The sequence below is a fragment of the Kitasatospora aureofaciens genome, assembly GCF_019192735.1.
Taxonomy (GTDB): Bacteria; Actinomycetota; Actinomycetes; order Streptomycetales; family Streptomycetaceae; genus Kitasatospora; species Kitasatospora aureofaciens_A.
The window spans coordinates 18,614-37,020 of the sequence record NZ_JAHTKP010000052.1 but is presented as its reverse complement, the minus strand read 5'-3'; the positions used below and the strand labels follow the sequence as shown (position 1 = coordinate 37,020).

Below are 18,407 nucleotides of genomic sequence, written 5' to 3'. Positions count from 1 at the left end.
CCCGATCGAGTGCCGCGTGGTGGGGCCGGGGATACTCGGAGGATGGCCGATCACACCACGCGTCCCGCCTACACCGTCGAGTCACTGCTCGCGGTGACCGTCGACGTGTTCAACGAGCGCGGGTACGACGGCACCTCGATGGAGGACCTGTCCCGGGCCGCCGGGATCTCCAAGTCGTCCATCTACCACCACGTCCGCGGCAAGGAGGAGCTGCTGCGGCTGGCCGTCGGGCGGGCGCTGGACGGGCTGTTCGCGATCCTGGCCGAGCCGGCGGCGGTCGAGGGTCCGGCCGTGGCGCGGCTGGAGCACGTGGTCCGGCGGACCGCCGAGGTGCTGCTGGAGGAGCTGCCGTACGTCACCCTGCTGCTGCGGGTGCGCGGCAACACGGCCACCGAGCAGTGGGCGTTGGAGCGGCGCCGGGACTTCGACCACCAGGTGGCCGAGCTGCTGCGGGCGGCCGTCGCGGACGGCGCGCTGCGGGCGGACGTCGAGCCGCGGCTGGCCACCCGGCTGCTGTTCGGCATGATCAACTCGATCGTGGAGTGGTACCGGCCTGGCCTCAAGGCGGCGGACGGCGTCGCGGACGCGGTCGTCCACCTGGCCTTCGACGGGCTGCGCGCGCGGTAGGGCCCTGTCAGGGCCGGGGGTGCCCTAGTCCGGCGGGACCTGGTCGGTCTCCTCGAAGACGAGCATGGTCCGGGTGCCGAGCACCTGCGGGATGGACTGGATGCGGTTCAACACCAGCTCCCGGAGGGCGTGGTTGTCGGCGGTGTGCACCAGCAGCAGGACGTCGAAGTCCCCGCCGACGAGCGCGATGTGGGCGACCCCGGGAAGCTCCAGCAGCTGCTCCCGGACGGTGCGCCACGAGTTCTGGACGATCTTCAGGGTGATGTACGCGGACGCGCCCTGACCTGCTCGTTCGTGGTCGACGCGGGCGGTGAAGCCGCGAATGACGCCGTCCTCGACCATCCTGGAGATCCGGGCGTACGCATTGGCCCGGGACACGTGCACCCGCTCGGCCACCGAGCGGATCGAGGCGCGACCGTCCTGCTGCAGCAGCCGCAGGATCGACCGGTCGACACGGTCGAGTCTGGACATCTGTTCAGCCGACATGACCCCCCACCCTCACCGATTGGACGCACTGCCACCAGTCGACCTCCGCTCGGGCCGAATGTCCACCACCTTGTCACGGTTCTGGTCAAGATGAACAGACGACCGAACAATCGGTAGGGAGCCCCCGCCACCCCAGGAGGTGCCCCGAGATGACCGTTCTCGACCACAGACACCACACGGCGGTGCCCGGCTGGCTGCCCGGGGCGACCGCCCCCCGCACCGACCCGGCCCCGCTCCTCCCGGACGTCTCCCCCGTCCGCGTGCTCGGCACCCCCGCGCTGGAGAAGCACGACCCCGCGCTGCTGCGCGAGCTGTACCGCCGCCTGGTGGTCGGCCGCCGCTACAACCAGCAGGCCACCACCCTCACCAAGCAGGGCCGGCTCGCCGTCTACCCGGCGTCCACCGGCCAGGAGGCCTGCCAGATCGCCGCCGCGCTGGCGCTCGGCGAGCAGGACTGGCTGTTCCCCAGCTACCGCGACACCCTCGCGGTGGTCTCCCGCGGCGTCGACCCGCTGGAGGCGCTGACCCTGCTGCGCGGCAACGCCCACACCGGTTACGACCCGCGCGCCGCCCGCACCGCCCCGCTCTGCACCCCGCTCGCCACCCAGGCCCCGCACGCCGTCGGGCTGGCGCACGCCGCCCGGCTGCGCGGCGAGCAGGTGGTCGCCCTCGCCATGCTCGGCGACGGCGGCACCAGCGAGGGCGACTTCCACGAGGCGCTGAACTTCGCCGCCGTGCTCCAGGCCCCGGTCGTCTTCCTGGTGCAGAACAACGGCTACGCGATCTCCGTCCCGCTCACCGCGCAGTCCGCCGCGCCCACCCTGGCCCACAAGGCCGTCGGCTACGGCATGCCGGGCCGGCTGGTGGACGGCAACGACGCGCCGGCCCTGCACTCGGTGCTCACCGAGGCGGTCGAACGGGCCCGGGCCGGCGGCGGCCCGACCCTGGTCGAGGCACTGACCTACCGGATCGAGGCGCACACCAACGCCGACGACGCCACCCGCTACCGCACCGAGGCCGAGGTCACCGCCTGGCGGGAGCACGATCCGATCCTGCTGATGGACCGCGCGCTGCGCGAGCTCGGGCTGCTGGACGACGGGCTGGTGCAGGAGGCGGCCGACGAGGCGGAGGCGCTGGCGGCCCGGATGCGGGCCGAGTTCCACGCCGGCGCCGCGCTGGACCCGATGGCGCTGTTCGCCCACGTCTTCGCCGAGCCGACCCCGCAACTGCGGGAGCAGGCCGCCCAGTTGTCCGCCGAGCTGGCTGCCGAGGCCGAGGTGGAGCACTGATGAACCAGACCGCTGTCCCGCTCCGCACCTCGACCATGGCCCAGGCGCTCAACTCCGCGCTGCGGGACGCCATGCGCGAGGACCCGACGGTGCACGTGCTCGGCGAGGACGTCGGTGCGCTCGGCGGCGTCTTCCGGATCACCGACGGCCTGACCGCCGAGTTCGGCCCGGAGCGTTGCCTGGACACCCCGCTGGCCGAGGCCGGCATCCTCGGCACCGCGATCGGCATGGCGATGTACGGGCTGCGCCCGGTGGTCGAGATGCAGTTCGACGCGTTCGCCTACCCGGCGCTGGAGCAGCTGTTCTCGCACGTCGCCAAGATGCGCAACCGCACCGCCGGGAAGCTCCCGCTGCCGATCACCGTCCGCATCCCGTACGGCGGCGGCATCGGCGGGGTCGAGCACCACAGCGACGCCTCCGAGGCGTACTACGCCGCCACACCCGGCCTGCACGTGGTCACCCCCGCGACGGTGGGCGACGCGTACGGGCTGTTGCGCGCCTCGATCGCCTCCGACGACCCGGTGGTCTTCCTGGAGCCCAAGCGGCTCTACTGGGGCAAGGCCGAGTTCGACCCGGCGGCGCCGGTCGAGCCGATCGGGAGGGCCGCGCTGCGGCGCACCGGCACCTCGGCCGTGCTGATCACCTACGGGCCCTCGCTGCCGGTCTGCCTGGAGGCGGCCGAGGCGGCGAAGGCCGAGGGCTGGGACCTCGCGGTGCTGGACCTGCGCACCCTGGTGCCGTTCGACGACGAGACGGTCTGCCGGGTGGTGCGCTCGGTCGGCCGGGCCGTCGTGGTGCACGAGGCGAGCGGCTTCGGCGGCACCGGCGCGGAGATCGCCGCCCGGGTCACCGAGCGGTGCTTCCACCACCTTGCCGCGCCCGTGCTGCGGGTGACCGGGTTCGACATCCCGTACCCGCCGCCGATGCTGGAGCACCACCACCTGCCCGGGGTGGACCGGATCCTGGACGCGGTCGCCCGGCTGCAGTGGGAGGACTGAGGATGATGCCCGTCGTACGCGAGTTCACCCTGCCCGACCTCGGTGAGGGACTGACCGGGGCGGAGGTGGTGCGCTGGATGGTCGAGGTCGGCGAGGTGATCGCCGTCGACCAGCCGGTGGTGGAGGTGGAGACGGCCAAGGCCGTGGTGGAGGTGCCCTGCCCGTACGGCGGGGTGGTCACCGCGCGGTACGGCGAGCCGGGCGAGGAGGTCGCCGTGGGCGCGCCGCTGGTGACGGTGGCGGTGGCCCCGGTGGACGGGCCGACGGACGCACCGGGGGGCGGGTCCGCTGTTTCGGCTGCTCCGGCTACGGAGGTGGAGCGCCCGCTGGTCGGGTACGGCGTTGCGGAGCCCGGGCGGAGTGGGCGGCGGCGCCGGGTCGGCGTGACCGGGGCTGCTCCCGTGGCGGTCGCCGCGCCCGTTGCTCCCGTTGCTCCCGCTGTCTCTGCCGCTCCCGCCGTGGTGCCGGTGATCTCGCCGCTGGTGCGGCGGCTGGCCCGGGAGCAGGGGGTCGACCTGGCCGCGCTCACCGGCAGCGGGCCGGACGGACTGATCGTGCGTGCGGACGTCGAACGGGCGGTCGCGGCGAAGGTTTCCGCTCCGGCTGCTCAGGCGGCGGCCGTCGTCGAGGGTGTCATCCCGCTGCGCGGGCTGCGCAAGGCGGTGGCCGAGAAGCTCAGCCGCAGCCACCGCGAGATCCCCGCCGCGACCTGCTGGGTGGACGCGGATGCCACCGAACTGATGGCGCTGCGGCGGCAGTTGAACTCCGCGCCGGGCCCGAAGGTGAGTGTGCTGGCGTTGCTCGCCCGGATCTGCACGGTGGCACTGGCGCGCTTCCCCGAGCTCAACTCAAGTATGACGGAGGACGGTTCGGGCATCATCCGGCATCAGGTGGTGCACCTGGGCTTCGCCGCGCAGGGCGAGCGCGGGCTGGTCGTCCCGGTGGTGCGGGAGGCGCAGGCGCTGACCACCGAGCAACTCGGCGAGGAGCTGGGCCGGTTGACCGAGGCGGCCCGCAAGGGCTCACTGACCCCGGCCGAACTGACCGGCGGCACCTTCACGTTGAACAACTACGGCGTGTTCGGTGTGGACGGCTCCACGCCGATCCTCAACCACCCGGAGGCGGCGATGCTCGGCGTCGGCCGGATCGTCGCCAAACCCTGGGTGCACGAGGGGCAGTTGGCGGTGCGCGAGGTGACGCAGCTGTCGTTCACCTTCGACCACCGGGTCTGCGACGGCGGGACGGCGGGCGGGTTCCTGCGGTTCGTCGCGGACTGCGTGGAGCGGCCGGGGACGCTGCTGCGGCAGCTCTGAGGTGCCGCCGCCGGGGCAGTTCCGGGGCGGCGCTGAGCAGGGCAGGGTCGCCCTGGGTGGACGGGGGGACCACGCAGGGCGACCACAGATCGAGCGAGAGTAGCGCGTCCCGGGCCCGGGTGTCCGGGCTTCGCGCGATTTGTCGGATGAGCAGTTCGGGCGTGCCACGCTGCCTAGGCGTCAGCAGAGACAAGCCAGGTGGTGGCGCAGGCCGGCCGGAGGCGAAACGATTCTCTTGGGTACTCGAAACGTTGCGGTGAAGTCCCGCAGGACACTTCTGGTCCGCACCGGGCACGGCTCGGCGGGGGTCGCCTCCGTCCCTGGCCTGGCGGAGCTCCCGCCGGCTGTTCCCGTGCCGAGGGGGCCAGTGGCATCGGCGGAGGCGCCAGGACGCCTGCCGCTGGACCCGCTGGATCCGCCGCAGGTGCCGGCGGACGCGCCGACGGCCGTCCTGCCGGCGGTGCCCGACCTCGTGCTCGGCCCGGTGGCTCCGGCCGCCCCCGGGCCGGTGCGCCAGGTGATCCCGGACCCGCCGGCCCAGCCGCCGGCCGTCCCCGCGCCGAGCTTCCCGGAGCCCGCCGCACCGCCCGCCGCCCCGGCGTTCCGTCCGCTGTTCACCGACGCCCCCGGCCTCAACTGGGCCGGTCCCGGCGATGGTTGGAGCCACGCCTGGGCCGTGCAGACCCTCGCGGAGAACCGTCCGGCCCCGGCCATCGACCCCGGCACCGGCTCGGCCGCCGCCGAACTTCCGCCCACCGCACGGGACATCGAGCTGATCCGGGCCAGCCTGGCCGTCGTCGAACCGGTCGCCGACCGGGCCACCGCACACTTCTACGCGCTGATCTTCCTGCACCACCCCGAGGTCCGCGCGCTCTTCCCGGCCGCCATGGACGTCCAGCGCGACCGCCTCTTCCGCGCCCTGCTGGCCGCCGCCCGCAGCGCGGACGACCCGGACGGCCTGCGGACCTACCTGAGCGCGCTCGGCCGCGGCCACCGCCGGTACGGCACGCTGACCGGCCACTACGCTCCGGTGGGGGAGTGCCTGGTGCAGGCGCTGGCCCGGTACGCGGGCAGCCGCTGGGACGCCGCCACCGAGCTGGCCTGGCGCCGGGTCTACCGGCTGGTCTCCTCGATCATGATCGAGGCCGCCGAGGAGGCCGCCCGGACCTCCCCGCCCTGGTGGCACGGCGAGGTGGTCCGGCACGAGCGCCGCACCCGGGACGTCGCGGTGATCACCGTCCGCCCCGACCAGGCGTACCCGTTCCGGGCCGGGCAGTACACCAGCCTGGAGACGCCCTGGTGGCCGCGGGTCTGGCGGCACTTCTCGTTCGCCTCGGCGCCCCGCCCGGACGGGCTGCTGACCTTCCACGTCAAGGCCGTCCAGGCGGGCTGGGTGAGCAACGCGCTCGTCCACCGCGCCGCCCCCGGCGACGTCCTGCGGCTGGGCCCGGCGGCCGGGGCGATGACCGTCGACCACACCTCCGGCGCGGGCCTGCTCTGCCTCGGCGGCGGTACCGGGATCGCGCCGATCCGCGCGATGGTCGAGGAGGTCGCCGAGCACGGTGTCGGGCGGGCCGTCGAGGTGTTCTACGGGGCCCGCCGCGCTGCCGAGCTGTACGAGCTGGACGGGCTGTACGAGCTGGCCCGGCGGCACCCGTGGCTCATCGTGCGTCCCGTGGTGTCCGGCACCGGCCCCGCCGAGGGCGCGCTGACCGGCGAACTGCCCGAGGTGGTGGGCCGGTTCGGCCCGTGGGACGGCCGGGACGCGGTCCTCAGCGGGCCCGCCGCGATGATCCGCCGGGGGGTCGGGGTGCTGCTGCGCTCCGGGGTGCCGCCGGAGCGGATCCGGCACGACCTGGTCGGCGATCTGGCCGCGGGCTAGCCGAGGTCGGGCGCGAGCAGGGCGCGGATGCCCTCGATGTTGGCCGCCAGGTACGCCCGCAGCCGGGGCGGGACGACGTTGACCGAGGTGACGCCCTCGCGCGTGAAGGGCAGCCGGACCACCTCGTACTCGCCGTTGGGGTCCTCCACCTCCGGCCCGTGCCGCCGGCTGAGGTCCATCGAGGCGAGCCGGCAGGCGAAGAAGTGCTGCACCTTGACCCCGTGCGGGTGGAGCAGCGTCCCGTCGTCGTGGTGGGTGTGGCTGATGGTGTCGACGAAGGCGGGCACGACGTCGACGATCTTGCCGCCGAGCTCCTCGTCCACCTCGCGGTGCAGCGCCTCCACCACCGTGCGGTCGCCGCCTTCGACCCCGCCGCCGGGGGTGATCCAGTACGGATGGGGCGAGCCGGGCCGGACCCGGCGGATCAGCACGATGGCGGCCGGGCCGTACGGGTCGTCCGGATCCAGCTCCAGCAGGATTGCCCGGGCGGTGCGCTTCACGACGGGCCGCGGTGGCGGGGTTCGGTTGTCGGGGCCCATGGCGACCTCCGGGGCGGGAGCGTTGTGCGGGAGTCTCCCGCACGGCGGCGGGGCCGAAACGCCGACCCGGGTGGGTGCGTCCGTTTTCTTTTCTGGTGGGGCGCTGTGCTCGCCGGCGGTGAGATCGACGCCCAGCTCGCGGACATCCTCAGAGGATGTGAGAACGCGGGGTGAGCGGCCGAAGAGGCAGGCCCACGCGGCCGGCCGAAGGAGGCGGAGCAGCGGAAAAGGGCCCGTACCCGGTGAACCACCCGGGCACGGGCCCTTCTCGCGTCGCGGCACGGCCGTGCTCAGTCGTCGTCCAGGGCCAGGTGCAGGCCCCACGAGACCAGGCTGATGATCAGCGAGCCGAACAGGGCCGGCACGAAACCGGTGACGTGGAAGTCCAGGTTCAGCTTCTCCGAGGCCCAGGAGGTCAGCAGGAGCATCAGGGCGTTGATCACGAAGGTGATCAGGCCCAGGGTGAGGATGAACAGCGGGAACGAGAACAGCTTGACGACCGGCTTGATCAGCCAGTTGACCACGCCGAAGACCAGGGCGACGGCCACCACCGTCAGCGCCTTGTGCTGCCAGTCGGCCTTGCCGTCGGTGAGTTGGATACCGGTGACGATCCAGGCGGCGACCCAGATGGCCACCGCATTGATCAGCGTTTTGAGAACGAAACCCTTCATGCCGCCCAGCCTGGCAGGCCGCCGGGTACGCAGGGAAGCTCCCACCCGCATGTTGGTGTTGAATGCCGGTGGTCCCGGGTGGTGTTCTCTCCGCCCGAGGAGTGACACGTTCCCGGTCGTCTAGGGTCGGGAGCATGAGCGAGCGCAGCGAGCGAATCATTGAAGGGCGCGCGTGGGCGGATGCCCCCGCCGAGCGCAGCGAGGTGGGCGCATGAGCCTGAGCCTGACGGAAGAACTCTGGGCGGCCATCGAGCCGGTCTACGCCGAGATCCTCGCCCACCCCTTCATCGGCGGCCTCACCGACGGCACGCTGCCGCGCGAGGCGTTCCGCCACTTCGTCGTCCAGGACTCGCACTATCTGCGCGACTACGCCCGCGCGCTCGCCGTCTGCGCCGCCAAGGCTCCCGGCGAGGAGGACGTGCGGGCCTTCGCCGACGACGCGGTCGGCGCCCTCGCGGCCGAGCAGGGCATGCACGCCGAGTTCCTGACCGCCTTCGGCGGCAGCGCCGAACAGGCCGCCGCCGAGCCGGTGTTGCCCACCACCCGGGCGTACACCAGCTACCTGCTGGCCACCGTCTACGGCGGCTCCTTCGCGGAGGCGCTCGGCGCGGTGCTGCCCTGCTACTGGATCTACGCCCGGGTCGGTGAGGCGCTGCTCGCCCAGGGCTCCCCCGACCCGCTGTACGCCAAGTGGATCGCCACCTACGGCGACGAGGCGTTCCAGTCCGTGGTGCGGCGGGTGCTGGTGCTCGCCGACCGGATCGGCGAGGAGATCTCCCCCGCCGAGCGCCGCCGGGTGGTCGAGCACTTCACGACCACCTCGCGCTACGAGTGGATGTTCTGGGACGCCGCCTGGCGGGGCGAGCGCTGGCCGGTCTGACCTCCCGCCGGGGCGAGCGCCGGCCGGTCCGACCTCCCGCCGGGGACCCTCAGGGGCACCCCCGGGGTCGCGGCTCGGGGTGATCTCGGGGTTCTCTCCGGGCCGTTGGGCCTCGTTCCGGCACTTGCGCCCCCGTACGATCGAAGTACCGAAAGCAAGCGGGATGCGGCACCGGACGGCAGCCGGCCCGAGGGGAGAGAAGGAACGGACATGGCTGAGTTCTGGAAGTCGCTGCCCTCCTGGGTGCGCAACATCGTTGTCCCGGTGCTGGTCCTGGTGCTGGCCTGGAACGTCGTGACCTTCGTGTTCGGCGTCATCGGCGCGCTGCTGGGCATGCTGATCAAGCTGCTCGTCGTCGTCGGCATCGCGGCGGCGGTGTGGATCCTGGTGAAGAAGGCAGCGAAGAGCTGAAGTCCTGCCCGAGGCCCGGTACCCCTTCGCGGGGTGCCGGGCCTCAGGCGTCGGGACGGTAGGTGGTGAGGTCGTGCCGCGGCCGCCAGCCCTGGGCACGGGCCCGGGCGAGGTCGAGGACGACGCCGCGGGCGAGCAGGTCCACGGCGTACGGCGTCAGACCGGGCACGCGGCCGGTCCGGGCGGCGAGGCGGGCGAGCGGGGCGGGGACGTGCCCGATCCGGGCGCGTACGCGGTGTGCCGCGAGGACCCGGCGGACGGCCTCGTCGCGTCGGTACGGCGTGGCGTCGGCGATGTTGTACGCGCCGGACGGCCAGGGCGGGGCGCCGGTGAGGCCCAGGGCGGCCAGGCAGGCGTCGGTGAGGTTGGCCACGGCGGTCAGGCTGAGCCGGACGTCCCCGCCGGGGAGCAGCAGCAGGCCGTGCCGGGCGCGGGCCAGCAGCTGGGGGACGAGATGCGGATCGGCCGGGCCGTACACGGCGCGCGGACGCAGCACGACGGCGCCCGCCGCGAGTGCGCGCTGCTCGGCGGCGGCCTTGGTGCGGCCGTACGCGTTGAGCTGGCCGGCGGCGGTGGGGTGGTCCTCGGTGACGGCGGGGGCGGTGAGCCGTGGGTCGTAGACGCTGGCGCTGCTCACCTGGACGACCGGGCGGCCGGCGGCGGCGCGCAGCACGCGCTCGGTGCCGGTGACGTTCACGGCGTGCTGGTGGGCCTCGGCGGGGGAGCCCGGCGGCAGGTCGGCGACGGCGGCGGCGCAGTGGACGACCAGGTCGGCGCCGGTGAAGTCCGGGTCGCCGGCGGTGGCGTCCCACGGCACGTGCTGCCCGACCGGGCCGGGTCGGCGGCCGTAGCAGCGCACGTCCAGGCCGTGTTCGGCGGCGGCGCGGGCGAGGTGGGCGCCGCAGAAGCCGGCGGCGCCGGTGACGGCGATGCGCATCAGGGAGTCCTTGGTGGGTGGGCGATGCTGATCAGGGTGTGCCCCGGCGGAGGGTGAGTTCGGCGTAGCCAGGCAGGGCGGAGCGGCGGTCGACGCGGGCGCGGGTGACGACCGGGCGGTGGTGGGCCAACGCGACCAGGACGTCGGCGAGTTGGGTGCGGGCGAGGCCGGCGCCCGGGCAGGCGTGCGGGCCGGCGCCGAAGACGGCCTGGGTGGCGGCCGGGGAGTCGGCGGGGGTGCGCTGGTGGGCCCGGGCGGCGTGCCGGGCGACCAGGATCAGCCGGTCGCCCGCCCGGACCGGGCGGCCGGCCACCGTGGCGTCGGCGGCGGCGACCCGGGGGAGCAGTGGGGACGGCGCGGTCAGGCGCAGGAGTTCGGCGGCGAGCCGGGGCGCGGTCGTCTCGTCCACGGTGGGCCAGAGTCCGGCGTCCGCGCACCAGGCGACGGCCCGGGGGACGGCGGCCAGGGTGGTGTTCACGGCTGCGACGGCGAGCATCGCGTCGCGCGGGTCGGGGAGCAGCGCGGTGAGCCGGGCCGCCTCGGCGGTACCGGCGCCTCGGCGGCGGCGGCGCGGCCCGGGCAGATGGTCGCGGGCGGCCGCCGCGGCGGCCGCCCGTGCGGCGCAGGCGAGTTGGCGTGGGCAGGCGTCCGAGACGACCAGCGCGGCGGCGGTGACGCCGGCCAACTCCTCGGTGAGGTCGACGAGTTCGAGCGTGCCGGTGGCGAGAGCGGGGACGCGTGCGGCGAGCACCGCCTGCCAGAGCGGCCGGATCCGCTTCTGCGCACCGGAGTTGATCCCGTCGGCCACCGCCCGCCGGGCAGCCCGGTGGTCGTCGCCCTCCTGGTCGAACAGCAGGCCGCCGTCGGTGAGCCGGGCCGCCGCGCCGCCGGTCGTGCCGTCGGCGGTGCGGTCGAGCGGCACCCGGGTGAGCGCCTCGCGGTAGGCGTCGGTGCCGTGCACCAGGACCGTCCGGCCGATCCGGACCACCGGGCGGCGGCGGGTGGCGCAGAGCAGGGCGAACAGGACGGGGTGGCTGCGCAGGTAGACGCGTCGGTCGCGGCGCCGGGCGGCGGTGGCCGAGGCGGGTGCGTTCACGTGGTCAACTCCCGTGCGCAGTAGGCGGATGCTGCCGCCCGGTCGGGTTTGCGGGAGCGTCCCGAGAGTGGGACTGCGCCGAACAGCACGGCATCCGGTCGGGCCGCCCCCATCCGGTCCAGCGGCGCGCGGAGTTCGGCCCGCAGCCGCGCGGGGTCGGCCCCGGCCGAGGGCTGGACGAGGGCGACCAGCCGTTCGTCCCCGTCCCCCGCCGGAACGCCCACGAGCACCGCGAGTTCGACGCCCGGCAGGTGCAGCGCGGGCTCGTACAGGCCCGGGTAGATGTTCTCGGCGCGGCGCAGCACCATGTCCTTGAGCCGTCCGGCGAGCACGATCCGCCCGTCGGGGGTGAGGGCCGCGCGGTCGCCGGTGCGGACCCAGGGGTCGGGTTCCTCGCCGAGGTAGCGGTGCCGGGCGCCGGGGCCGGTGAGCAGCAGTTCGCCGTCCGGGGCGAGCCGGGCGCGGACGCCGGGCAGCGGGGCGCCGACGAGGTCGCCGTCCGTGGCGTGGGCGCTCTTCTCCGCCTCCTCGACGGCGGCGGCCGGGAAGAGCTCGGTGAGCGCGTACACGCTCCAGGCCTGTTCGGCGCCGGCCTGCTTGACGCGGCGCAGCAGGGCGGCGTCGGCGGGCGCGGAGCCGGTCCAGACCCGGCCGGTGAAGCGGGCCCCGGCGGTGAGCGCGGCGCGCAGCTGCGGCGGGGTGAGGTAGGTGTGCGCGGGGGCGAGCCGGGTCAGCTGGCGGGCGAGCGTGGCCGGTGTGCGGGCCGGGAGGGCGACGGTGGCGCCCGCGGCGAGGGCCGGGACGAGGACGAAGAAGGTGCCGCCGAGGACGACCGTCCCGGGCTGGGGCCGGACGAGGTCCGCGACGGTGCCCAGCCCGGCGGCCAGCCCGTCCCGGGTGTGGACGACGGCGCGCGGGCGGGCGGTGGTGCCGGACGTGAAGACGATCACCGCGTCGCCGCTTCCTTCTTCACGCCTTGGCGGCACGGGAGCGGCCGAGGGCCGGAGCCGGGGCGCGCAGCCGGGCAACCGGCGGCCGAGGGTGGCGACCGGGCCGAGCGCGGTGAGCCGGGGCAGCGCGAGGTCGGCCCGGCGGGCGAGCGGCCCGGCCCAGCCGGCCACCGCCTGGGCGGCGGCGTCGGCGAGGATCAGGTCGGGCCGGGCCAGGGCCAGCCGGGCGGCCAGCACGTCGGGTCCCGCGGTCGGGTCGAGGACGGCGATCCGCAGGCCGAGCCGGTGCGCGGCGAGCATCACGGCGAGCGCGCGCGGGCCGGGGCGGACGGCGACGCCGAGCGTGGCGCCGGGCGCGAGGCCGCGGGCCTGCAGGGCGGCGGCGTACCCGTCGGCGAGGTCGGCGAGTTCGCCGCGGCGGATCCGGACCCGGGTGGCGCCGGTGCGGGTGTGGTGCAGCACGGCGGGCCGGTCGGGGTGGTCGGTGCGCAGGGCGTGGGCGAGCCGGTCGAGCATGGCGGGGTCCCCCAGGAGGATTCGGGCGTCAGCGGATGTCGACGGGGCGCGGCCCGGCGCCGCGCTCCAGGTACCAGCGGGCGGTGCCGAGCACGCCGTAGGCGCGGATCCGGCGGGTGGAGTTCTGGACCACCATGTCGGGGCGGCGGACGATCGCCGTGGTGTGCCGGCGGACCCGGTTCAGGAAGGTCCGGTCGGTGGGCGATGGCCGCCGGGGCATGCCGCCGACGGCCTCGTACAGCTCGGCGGTGATCGCCATGTTGTTGCCGGCGTGCATCCGGTAGGGAGCGAGGTAGCCGTGCCGGCGGTGGTGGGCGGGCCGGATCCGGCCGAAGAACGCGCCGAGGGCGACGAGGACGAGGAACACCGCGCGCCCGGCCCGCCCGTGCTCGTCCCGCCGGGCGGTGACCCGGCCGCAGACGAGCCCGCCAGAGGCGCGCATCCCGGCCCGGGCGGCGGCCGTCCAGCCGTGGTCGGGCAGGCAGTCGGCGTCGGTGCGGGCGAGCATGGTGGCGCCGTGCGCGATGGCGTACCGGAAGGCGGTGTCGACGGCCGAGCCGACGCCCTTCTCCGGCTCGACCAGCACCTCGACCGGGAACGGCGCGTGGGCGGCGAAGGCGCGGACCCTGGCCACGGTGCCGTCGGTGGAGCCGTTGTCGGCGACGAGGAGGGTGAAGTCCCGGTCCCGCTGGGCGGCGAGGGCGCGCAGGGTGCCGTCGATCCGGGCCTCCTCCTGGTAGGCGGGGACCACCACCCACAGGTCCGTCGTGTTCACGAGGCCTCCCAGACCATGGTCATCAGGCTGACACCGCCGCCGAGACCGATCAGGAGCACCTTGTCGCCGGGCGCCAACTCCTGGCGTATGCGGTCGAGTTGGACGCCGAGCGTGGCGCTGGCGATGTTGCCCAGCTCGGGCACGGTGAGCACCAGCTTCCCGGCCGGCACCCCGGTCAGCTCGACGAAGCGGTCCAGGTACGGGACGGTCACCTGGTGCACCAGCACCCGGGCGTAGTCGTCCCAGCCGAGGCCGGTGCGGGCGGCGACCCGGGTCAGGATGGCGCCGCCGATCCGCTCGAAGATCCCGCGCAACTCCTTGCCGCCGCCCCGGAAGTAGCTGTACTCGTCGCCGCGCGGGTGCCGCGAGCCGCCGCCGGGGATGCCGCCGGCCTCCCAGTGCTCGGAGGCGGTCTCGGTCTCGATGTCGAGGATGCCGCCGCGCTCGACCGCCTCCACCACGACGGCCGCCCCGGCGTCCCCGAAGGTGTAGCCGGCGAAGCCGTCCCGGAAGTCGGCCGCACCGGACGGGTCCCGGCGCATCGCCCGGCTGGGCGTCTCGCCGGTGACCACCAGGGCGCGCCGGGCCCGTCCGGCCAGGATCATCGCGCGGGCCAGGTCGATTCCGTTGAGGAAGCTGTTGCAGGCGTTGCTGACGTCCAAGGCGTGGGCCCGGGTGCCGAGTTCGCTCTGCACGAGGTGGGCGGTCGCGGGCTCGCAGACGTCCCGGGTGGCGGAGGCGAAGAGCAGCAGGTCGATGTCGCACGGGTCCAGGCCGCGGGCGTCGAGGGCGCGCCGGGCGGCGCCGATGGCCAGGGTGGAGGCGTACTCGTCGTCGGCCGCGAAGTGCCGGGTGACGATGCCGGTCGCCTTCTCGAACATCCGCTCGGGAAGGGCGAGTCGGCCGCCGGCGGTGATCTCGTCCTGGAGTTCCTGGGAGGTGAGCCGGCGGGCCGGCAGATGGGAGCCGACGGCCGTGATGCCGATCCGCGTGGTGGCTGCTTGATGCATGCCCTCATGCTCCGGCGGACGCGGCCGTGCCCACCTGAGTACGGGTACTCAGGTGGGCACGGCGGGTTACCCAAACCGGGGGATCACCCCTCCTGCTCGGGCGTCACTCCTCGATCCGCACCTGCTGCACCACCGGCGCCGGCGCGTCGGCGGGGGCCTGGGTCCGGCCCTGCTCCGGGGTGTTCATGGTGCTCAGCAGCTGACGGGCCAGGCCCAGCCCGGTGCCGCCCATGGTGAGCGCCTTCGCGAACATCTCGCCCATGCCCTCGGCGCCGTTGAGCAGCACCATGTGCTCGACGTTGCCGAAGGACTCGGCCGCGGCCCGGACGACCTCCGGCCACTTCTCCGCCAACTCCTGTGCCACCACGGCATCCTGGTTCTCGGCGAGGGCGGCGGCCCGGGCCCGGATGCCCTCGGCGTTGGCCAGCCCGAGCGCCCGGGCGGCCTCCGCGTCCGCCAGACCGCGCGCCTCGACGGCCGCGGCCTCCGCCTGGCCGGTGGCCCTGGTCGCCTCGGCGGCGGCCAGGCCGCGCACCTTGGTGGCCTCCGCCTCGGCCGCCGCGGCGATCTTGACCTGGTTGGCGTCGGCCGCCGCCTTCAGCTCGGTCTCCTGGGCGTTCGCCTGGGCCGAGGAGATCCGGGCGTCGCGCTCGGCCTCGGCGCGGGTACGGGTCTCGTACGCCTTGGCGTCGGCCGGCTTGCGGATGTCGATCTGCAGCTGCTGCTCCTTGCGGCGGGCCTCCAGCTCGGCGACCTTCGTCTCCTGGACGACGACCTCCTGCTTGGCGGCCGCCTCGGCGAGCGGTCCGGCCTGCCGGGCGCGGGCGCTGGCGGTGTCCATCTCGGCCTGGTAGGAGGCCTGTTGGATCTCGCTGTTGCGGGTGGCCTCGGCCTTGCGGGCGAACGCCTCCTGCTCCGCCTCGGTGGCCTCGCGGTCGGCGGCGGCGGCCGCGATGCGGGCGTCGCGCTGCACGGCCGCGGCGTGCGGGGCGGCCAGGTTCCGGATGTAGCCGGTCGGGTCCAGGATCTCCTGGATCTGCAGCGAGTCGATGATCAGGCCGAGCTTCTCCATCTCGGCGCCCGAGGCGGCCCGGGTCTCGCCGGTCAGCCGCTCGCGGTCGCGGATCATGTCCTCGACCGTCAACCCGCCGACGATGGACCGCAGATGACCGGCGAAGACGTTGTGCACCCGCTGGCCCATCTGCTTCTGCTGGTCCAGGAAACGCCGGGCGGCGTTGGCGATCGACACCGAGTCGTCGCCGACCTTGAAGATCACAACGCCCTTGACGTGCACCGGAATTCCCTGCGAGGTCACGCACTCGACGTCCAGCTCGGCCTCGTTGAGGTCCAGCGACAGCCGGCGCACGGCCTGCATGCCCGGCACGACGAAGGTGCCGCGCCCGGTGACGATCCGGAAGCCCAGACCGTCACCGTGCTTCGAACCGGAGATGATCAGTGCCTCGTTCGGCTCGGCGACCCGCCACATGAGCTTGAACAGGATGATCAGGATGATGACGGAGACCACGACGGTCCCCGCAACGACGCCGATCAACATCGGCCGACTCCCCCTTCAGGGCACACCGCTCCGTGGCTGCGCGTGGTTGTGCAGGAGTGCGCGGACGCGGTGGCACGCGGAGATTCTGCGCCTGTTCGTGATCGCGCGCCAGTAGGTGACGTTGTGACTTCGTCCCGGCCCTGGTACAGGCCGGTGACAGGAGCCGGTGTGCTCGTCAGACCGGCGATACGAAGACCGTCCGCGGCGCCTGGTACTCCACCACGATCACCTGCGTCCCCGTCGGCAGCGGATCCCCCGGCACCGCCAGGTACGCCAGGAACGCCTCCGTCCCCTGCCGCTCGGGCACGTGCACCAGCACCTCCCCGACCAGCCCCGCGCCGACCTTCCCCGTGACCCGCCCCGTCAGTCCGATCATGTGCTCAGTTTCCACCCGCCGTCCGTCCACCGGAAGCCATCTGGACCTGCGGCGATCCGGTCGCTACGGTGTTGGGCGTCATGCGCAGGCAACACCGCCTGTGGACGCGGGAGCTCGGAGCACCGGGCTGAGAGGACGCTGGACGGTACGTCGACGGACGGACCGGAGGCTGCGTCGACCGCAGGAACCTGACCGGGTAATGCCGGCGTAGGGAGTGAAGGTCAGATGACCACGTTCGACGCACAGCCGCAGTCTGCCTCCGACACCGAGACTGGCAGCACCGCCGTCACCAGCGCGGGCACCGGCTACCCCACCCCGGCCTGGCGCAAGGCCTACCGCGAGGGATCCCGGCCCGACCTGCGGGCCCCGTACCGCGAGGTGGTGCTCACCAACGGCAGGACCGTCCCGCTGTACGACACCTCGGGCCCGTACACCGACCCCGCCTACGAGCCCGACGTCCGGCGCGGCCTGCCCGCCCTGCGCGACGCGTGGATCCGCCAGCGCGGCGACGTCGAGGAGTACGACGGCCGCGAGGCCCGCCCCGAGGACGACGGGATCAAGCACACCTCGCCGCGCGGCGGGAACCTGCGCAACCTCGACGCCGTCTTCCCCGGCCGCCCCCGCCGCCCGCTGCGCGGCCGCGGCGGTGCCGCCGTCACCCAGCTGGCCTACGCCAAGCAGGGCATCGTCACCCCGGAGATGGAGTTCGTCGCCCTGCGCGAGGGCCTCGCTCCGGAGTACGTGCGCGACGAGGTGGCCCGCGGCCGGGCCGTCATCCCGGTCAACGTGAACCACCCCGAGGTGGAGCCGGCCACCATCGGCACCAACTTCCTGGTGAAGATCAACGCCAACATCGGCAACTCCGCCGTCACCTCCTCGATCGAGGAGGAGGTGGAGAAGATGACCTGGGCCACCCGCTGGGGCGCCGACACCGTCATGGACCTCTCCACCGGCCGCAACATCCACACCACCCGCGAGTGGATCCTGCGCAACTCCCCCGTGCCGATCGGCACCGTGCCGCTCTACCAGGCCCTGGAGAAGGTCGACGGCAGGGCCGAGGAGCTGAGCTGGGAGGTCTACCGGGACACCATCATCGAGCAGTGCGAGCAGGGCGTCGACTACATGACCGTCCACGCCGGCGTGCTGCTGCGGTACGTCCCGCTCACCGCCCGCCGCAAGACCGGCATCGTCTCCCGCGGCGGCTCGATCATGGCCGCCTGGTGCCTCGCGCACCACAAGGAGAACTTCCTCTACACCAACTTCGAGGAACTCTGCGACATCCTCGCCACCTACGACGTCACCTTCTCGCTCGGTGACGGCCTGCGCCCCGGCTCCATCGCCGACGCCAACGACGAGGCCCAGTTCGCCGAACTGCAGACCCTCGGCGAGCTCGGCCGGATCGCCCGCGAGCGCAACGTCCAGGTGATGATCGAGGGCCCGGGCCACGTCCCGATGCACAAGATCAAGGAGAACATGGATCTCCAGAAGGAGATCTGCGACGAGGCGCCGTTCTACACCCTCGGCCCCCTCACCACCGACGTCGCCCCCGGCTACGACCACATCACCTCCGGCATCGGCGCCGCGATGATCGCCTGGTGGGGCACCGCGATGCTCTGCTACGTCACGCCCAAGGAGCACCTGGGCCTGCCCAACCGGGACGACGTCAAGACCGGCGTGATCACCTACAAGATCGCCGCCCACGCCGCCGACCTCGCCAAGGGCCACCCCGGCGCCCAGGCCTGGGACGACGCCCTCTCCGACGCCCGCTTCGAGTTCCGCTGGGAGGACCAGTTCAACCTGGCCCTCGACCCGGAGACCGCGCGCGACTTCCACGACGAGACCCTCCCCGCCGAGCCCGCCAAGACCGCCCACTTCTGCTCCATGTGCGGTCCGAAGTTCTGCTCGATGAAGATCTCCCAGAAGATCCGCGACGAGCACGGCGACGGCTCCACCGCCGTGGACACTGAGTACGACGCGGACGCCGTGGCCGGCATGAAGGCCAAGTCAGAGGAGTTCGCGGAGCACGGCAACCGGGTGTACCTCCCGCTCGCCGACTGACACCACAAACCGTACGGGCGGCCGTTCCGGGGATTGAT

General features: G+C 73.9%; 18 protein-coding genes. 8 read left to right on the top strand and 10 right to left on the bottom strand.

All coding sequences use genetic code 11. The features are described 5' to 3' along the window. Positions 1–42: 42 nt before the first annotated feature. Entirely contained in the window at positions 43–627 is a 585-nt protein-coding gene (locus tag KV557_RS32470) for a TetR/AcrR family transcriptional regulator (protein WP_218205135.1), read from the top strand. Positions 628–651: 24 nt separating this feature from the next. Here KV557_RS32470 and KV557_RS32465 read toward each other — a convergent pair whose 3' ends face one another. Beyond that, positions 652–1,098 carry an Lrp/AsnC family transcriptional regulator gene (locus KV557_RS32465; protein ID WP_078859968.1) on the bottom strand — a complete coding sequence of 149 codons (447 nt, stop codon included), beginning with the start codon at positions 1,096–1,098 and terminating at the stop codon, positions 652–654. Positions 1,099–1,262: 164 nt separating this feature from the next. Between KV557_RS32465 and pdhA the strand changes: the two genes are divergently transcribed. The 4 genes from pdhA (at position 1,263) to KV557_RS32445 (ending at position 6,595) form a co-directional block, all read left to right on the top strand. Continuing rightward, complete coding sequence (gene pdhA, locus KV557_RS32460) at positions 1,263–2,402, top strand: pyruvate dehydrogenase (acetyl-transferring) E1 component subunit alpha (RefSeq protein WP_218205134.1); 1,140 nt, start codon at positions 1,263–1,265, stop codon at positions 2,400–2,402. Further along, positions 2,402–3,400, top strand: coding sequence for an alpha-ketoacid dehydrogenase subunit beta (locus KV557_RS32455; protein ID WP_218205133.1), 999 nt, complete (start codon positions 2,402–2,404; stop codon positions 3,398–3,400). Before pdhA ends, KV557_RS32455 begins: the two co-directional genes overlap by 1 nt. A gap of 5 nt (positions 3,401–3,405) precedes the next feature. Beyond that, complete coding sequence (locus KV557_RS32450; RefSeq protein WP_218205153.1) at positions 3,406–4,713, top strand: dihydrolipoamide acetyltransferase family protein; 1,308 nt, start codon at positions 3,406–3,408, stop codon at positions 4,711–4,713. Between the two features lie 367 nt (positions 4,714–5,080). Continuing rightward, positions 5,081–6,595 carry a globin domain-containing protein gene (locus tag KV557_RS32445; protein ID WP_308130186.1) on the top strand — a complete coding sequence of 505 codons (1,515 nt, stop codon included), beginning with the start codon at positions 5,081–5,083 and terminating at the stop codon, positions 6,593–6,595. On the opposite strand, the gene KV557_RS32440 is transcribed toward KV557_RS32445, so the two are convergent. Further along, positions 6,592–7,134, bottom strand: coding sequence for an NUDIX domain-containing protein (locus KV557_RS32440; protein WP_218205132.1), 543 nt, complete (start codon positions 7,132–7,134; stop codon positions 6,592–6,594). The genes KV557_RS32445 and KV557_RS32440 overlap by 4 nt on opposite strands. A 290-nt stretch (positions 7,135–7,424) precedes the next feature. After that, positions 7,425–7,805, bottom strand: coding sequence for a phage holin family protein (locus tag KV557_RS32435; RefSeq protein WP_218205131.1), 381 nt, complete (start codon positions 7,803–7,805; stop codon positions 7,425–7,427). A 211-nt stretch (positions 7,806–8,016) separates the two neighbouring features. On the opposite strand from KV557_RS32435, the gene tenA reads away from it, so the two are divergent. Further along, entirely contained in the window at positions 8,017–8,685 is a 669-nt protein-coding gene (tenA, locus tag KV557_RS32430) for a thiaminase II (RefSeq protein ID WP_256178286.1), read from the top strand. A gap of 210 nt (positions 8,686–8,895) precedes the next feature. Continuing rightward, a complete protein-coding gene (locus tag KV557_RS32425; protein WP_218205130.1) occupies positions 8,896–9,096 on the top strand; it encodes a DUF5326 family protein in 201 nt (66 codons plus the stop codon). A gap of 43 nt (positions 9,097–9,139) precedes the next feature. On the opposite strand, the gene KV557_RS32420 is transcribed toward KV557_RS32425, so the two are convergent. From KV557_RS32420 to KV557_RS32390, 7 genes are all read right to left on the bottom strand, one after another. Then, positions 9,140–10,033, bottom strand: a complete 894-nt coding sequence (locus tag KV557_RS32420) for an NAD-dependent epimerase/dehydratase family protein (protein ID WP_218205129.1) — start codon at positions 10,031–10,033, stop codon at positions 9,140–9,142. A gap of 31 nt (positions 10,034–10,064) precedes the next feature. Then, entirely contained in the window at positions 10,065–11,129 is a 1,065-nt protein-coding gene (locus KV557_RS32415; protein ID WP_218205128.1) for a cytochrome P450, read from the bottom strand. Next, positions 11,126–12,595, bottom strand: a complete 1,470-nt coding sequence (locus KV557_RS32410; protein WP_218205127.1) for a class I adenylate-forming enzyme family protein — start codon at positions 12,593–12,595, stop codon at positions 11,126–11,128. The genes KV557_RS32415 and KV557_RS32410 overlap by 4 nt, the downstream gene beginning before the upstream one ends. 28 nt (positions 12,596–12,623) lie before the next feature. Continuing rightward, entirely contained in the window at positions 12,624–13,370 is a 747-nt protein-coding gene (locus KV557_RS32405) for a glycosyltransferase family 2 protein (protein ID WP_308130185.1), read from the bottom strand. Continuing rightward, positions 13,367–14,380 (bottom strand): 3-oxoacyl-ACP synthase III family protein, encoded by a 1,014-nt coding sequence (locus KV557_RS32400; protein WP_218205126.1) that lies wholly within the window; start codon positions 14,378–14,380, stop codon positions 13,367–13,369. Before KV557_RS32400 ends, KV557_RS32405 begins: the two co-directional genes overlap by 4 nt. Before the next feature lie 103 nt (positions 14,381–14,483). Beyond that, the gene (locus KV557_RS32395) at positions 14,484–15,935 is read right to left on the bottom strand and encodes an SPFH domain-containing protein (protein WP_218205125.1); all 1,452 of its coding nucleotides are present in this window, start codon (positions 15,933–15,935) and stop codon (positions 14,484–14,486) included. A gap of 175 nt (positions 15,936–16,110) precedes the next feature. Further along, complete coding sequence (locus tag KV557_RS32390; RefSeq protein ID WP_218205124.1) at positions 16,111–16,311, bottom strand: hypothetical protein; 201 nt, start codon at positions 16,309–16,311, stop codon at positions 16,111–16,113. Positions 16,312–16,536: 225 nt separating this feature from the next. On the opposite strand from KV557_RS32390, the gene thiC reads away from it, so the two are divergent. Further along, positions 16,537–18,369 carry a phosphomethylpyrimidine synthase ThiC gene (gene thiC, locus KV557_RS32385; protein ID WP_218205123.1) on the top strand — a complete coding sequence of 611 codons (1,833 nt, stop codon included), beginning with the start codon at positions 16,537–16,539 and terminating at the stop codon, positions 18,367–18,369. Positions 18,370–18,407 lie beyond the last annotated feature (38 nt).

Bases quoted from the DNA above. Each gene is read 5' to 3' on its own strand.
- KV557_RS32470 (WP_218205135.1), top strand. From the start codon at position 43: ATGGCCGATCACACCACGCGTCCCGCCTACACCGTCGAGTCACTGCTC.
- KV557_RS32465 (WP_078859968.1), bottom strand. From the start codon at position 1,098: ATGTCCAGACTCGACCGTGTCGACCGGTCGATCCTGCGGCTGCTGCAG.
- pdhA (WP_218205134.1), top strand. From the start codon at position 1,263: ATGACCGTTCTCGACCACAGACACCACACGGCGGTGCCCGGCTGGCTG.
- KV557_RS32455 (WP_218205133.1), top strand. From the start codon at position 2,402: ATGAACCAGACCGCTGTCCCGCTCCGCACCTCGACCATGGCCCAGGCG.
- KV557_RS32450 (WP_218205153.1), top strand. From the start codon at position 3,406: ATGCCCGTCGTACGCGAGTTCACCCTGCCCGACCTCGGTGAGGGACTG.
- KV557_RS32440 (WP_218205132.1), bottom strand. From the start codon at position 7,134: ATGGGCCCCGACAACCGAACCCCGCCACCGCGGCCCGTCGTGAAGCGC.
- KV557_RS32435 (WP_218205131.1), bottom strand. From the start codon at position 7,805: ATGAAGGGTTTCGTTCTCAAAACGCTGATCAATGCGGTGGCCATCTGG.
- tenA (WP_256178286.1), top strand. From the start codon at position 8,017: ATGAGCCTGAGCCTGACGGAAGAACTCTGGGCGGCCATCGAGCCGGTC.
- KV557_RS32425 (WP_218205130.1), top strand. From the start codon at position 8,896: ATGGCTGAGTTCTGGAAGTCGCTGCCCTCCTGGGTGCGCAACATCGTT.
- KV557_RS32420 (WP_218205129.1), bottom strand. From the start codon at position 10,033: ATGCGCATCGCCGTCACCGGCGCCGCCGGCTTCTGCGGCGCCCACCTC.
- KV557_RS32410 (WP_218205127.1), bottom strand. From the start codon at position 12,595: ATGCTCGACCGGCTCGCCCACGCCCTGCGCACCGACCACCCCGACCGG.
- KV557_RS32400 (WP_218205126.1), bottom strand. From the start codon at position 14,380: ATGCATCAAGCAGCCACCACGCGGATCGGCATCACGGCCGTCGGCTCC.
- KV557_RS32395 (WP_218205125.1), bottom strand. From the start codon at position 15,935: ATGTTGATCGGCGTCGTTGCGGGGACCGTCGTGGTCTCCGTCATCATC.
- KV557_RS32390 (WP_218205124.1), bottom strand. From the start codon at position 16,311: ATGATCGGACTGACGGGGCGGGTCACGGGGAAGGTCGGCGCGGGGCTG.
- thiC (WP_218205123.1), top strand. From the start codon at position 16,537: ATGACCACGTTCGACGCACAGCCGCAGTCTGCCTCCGACACCGAGACT.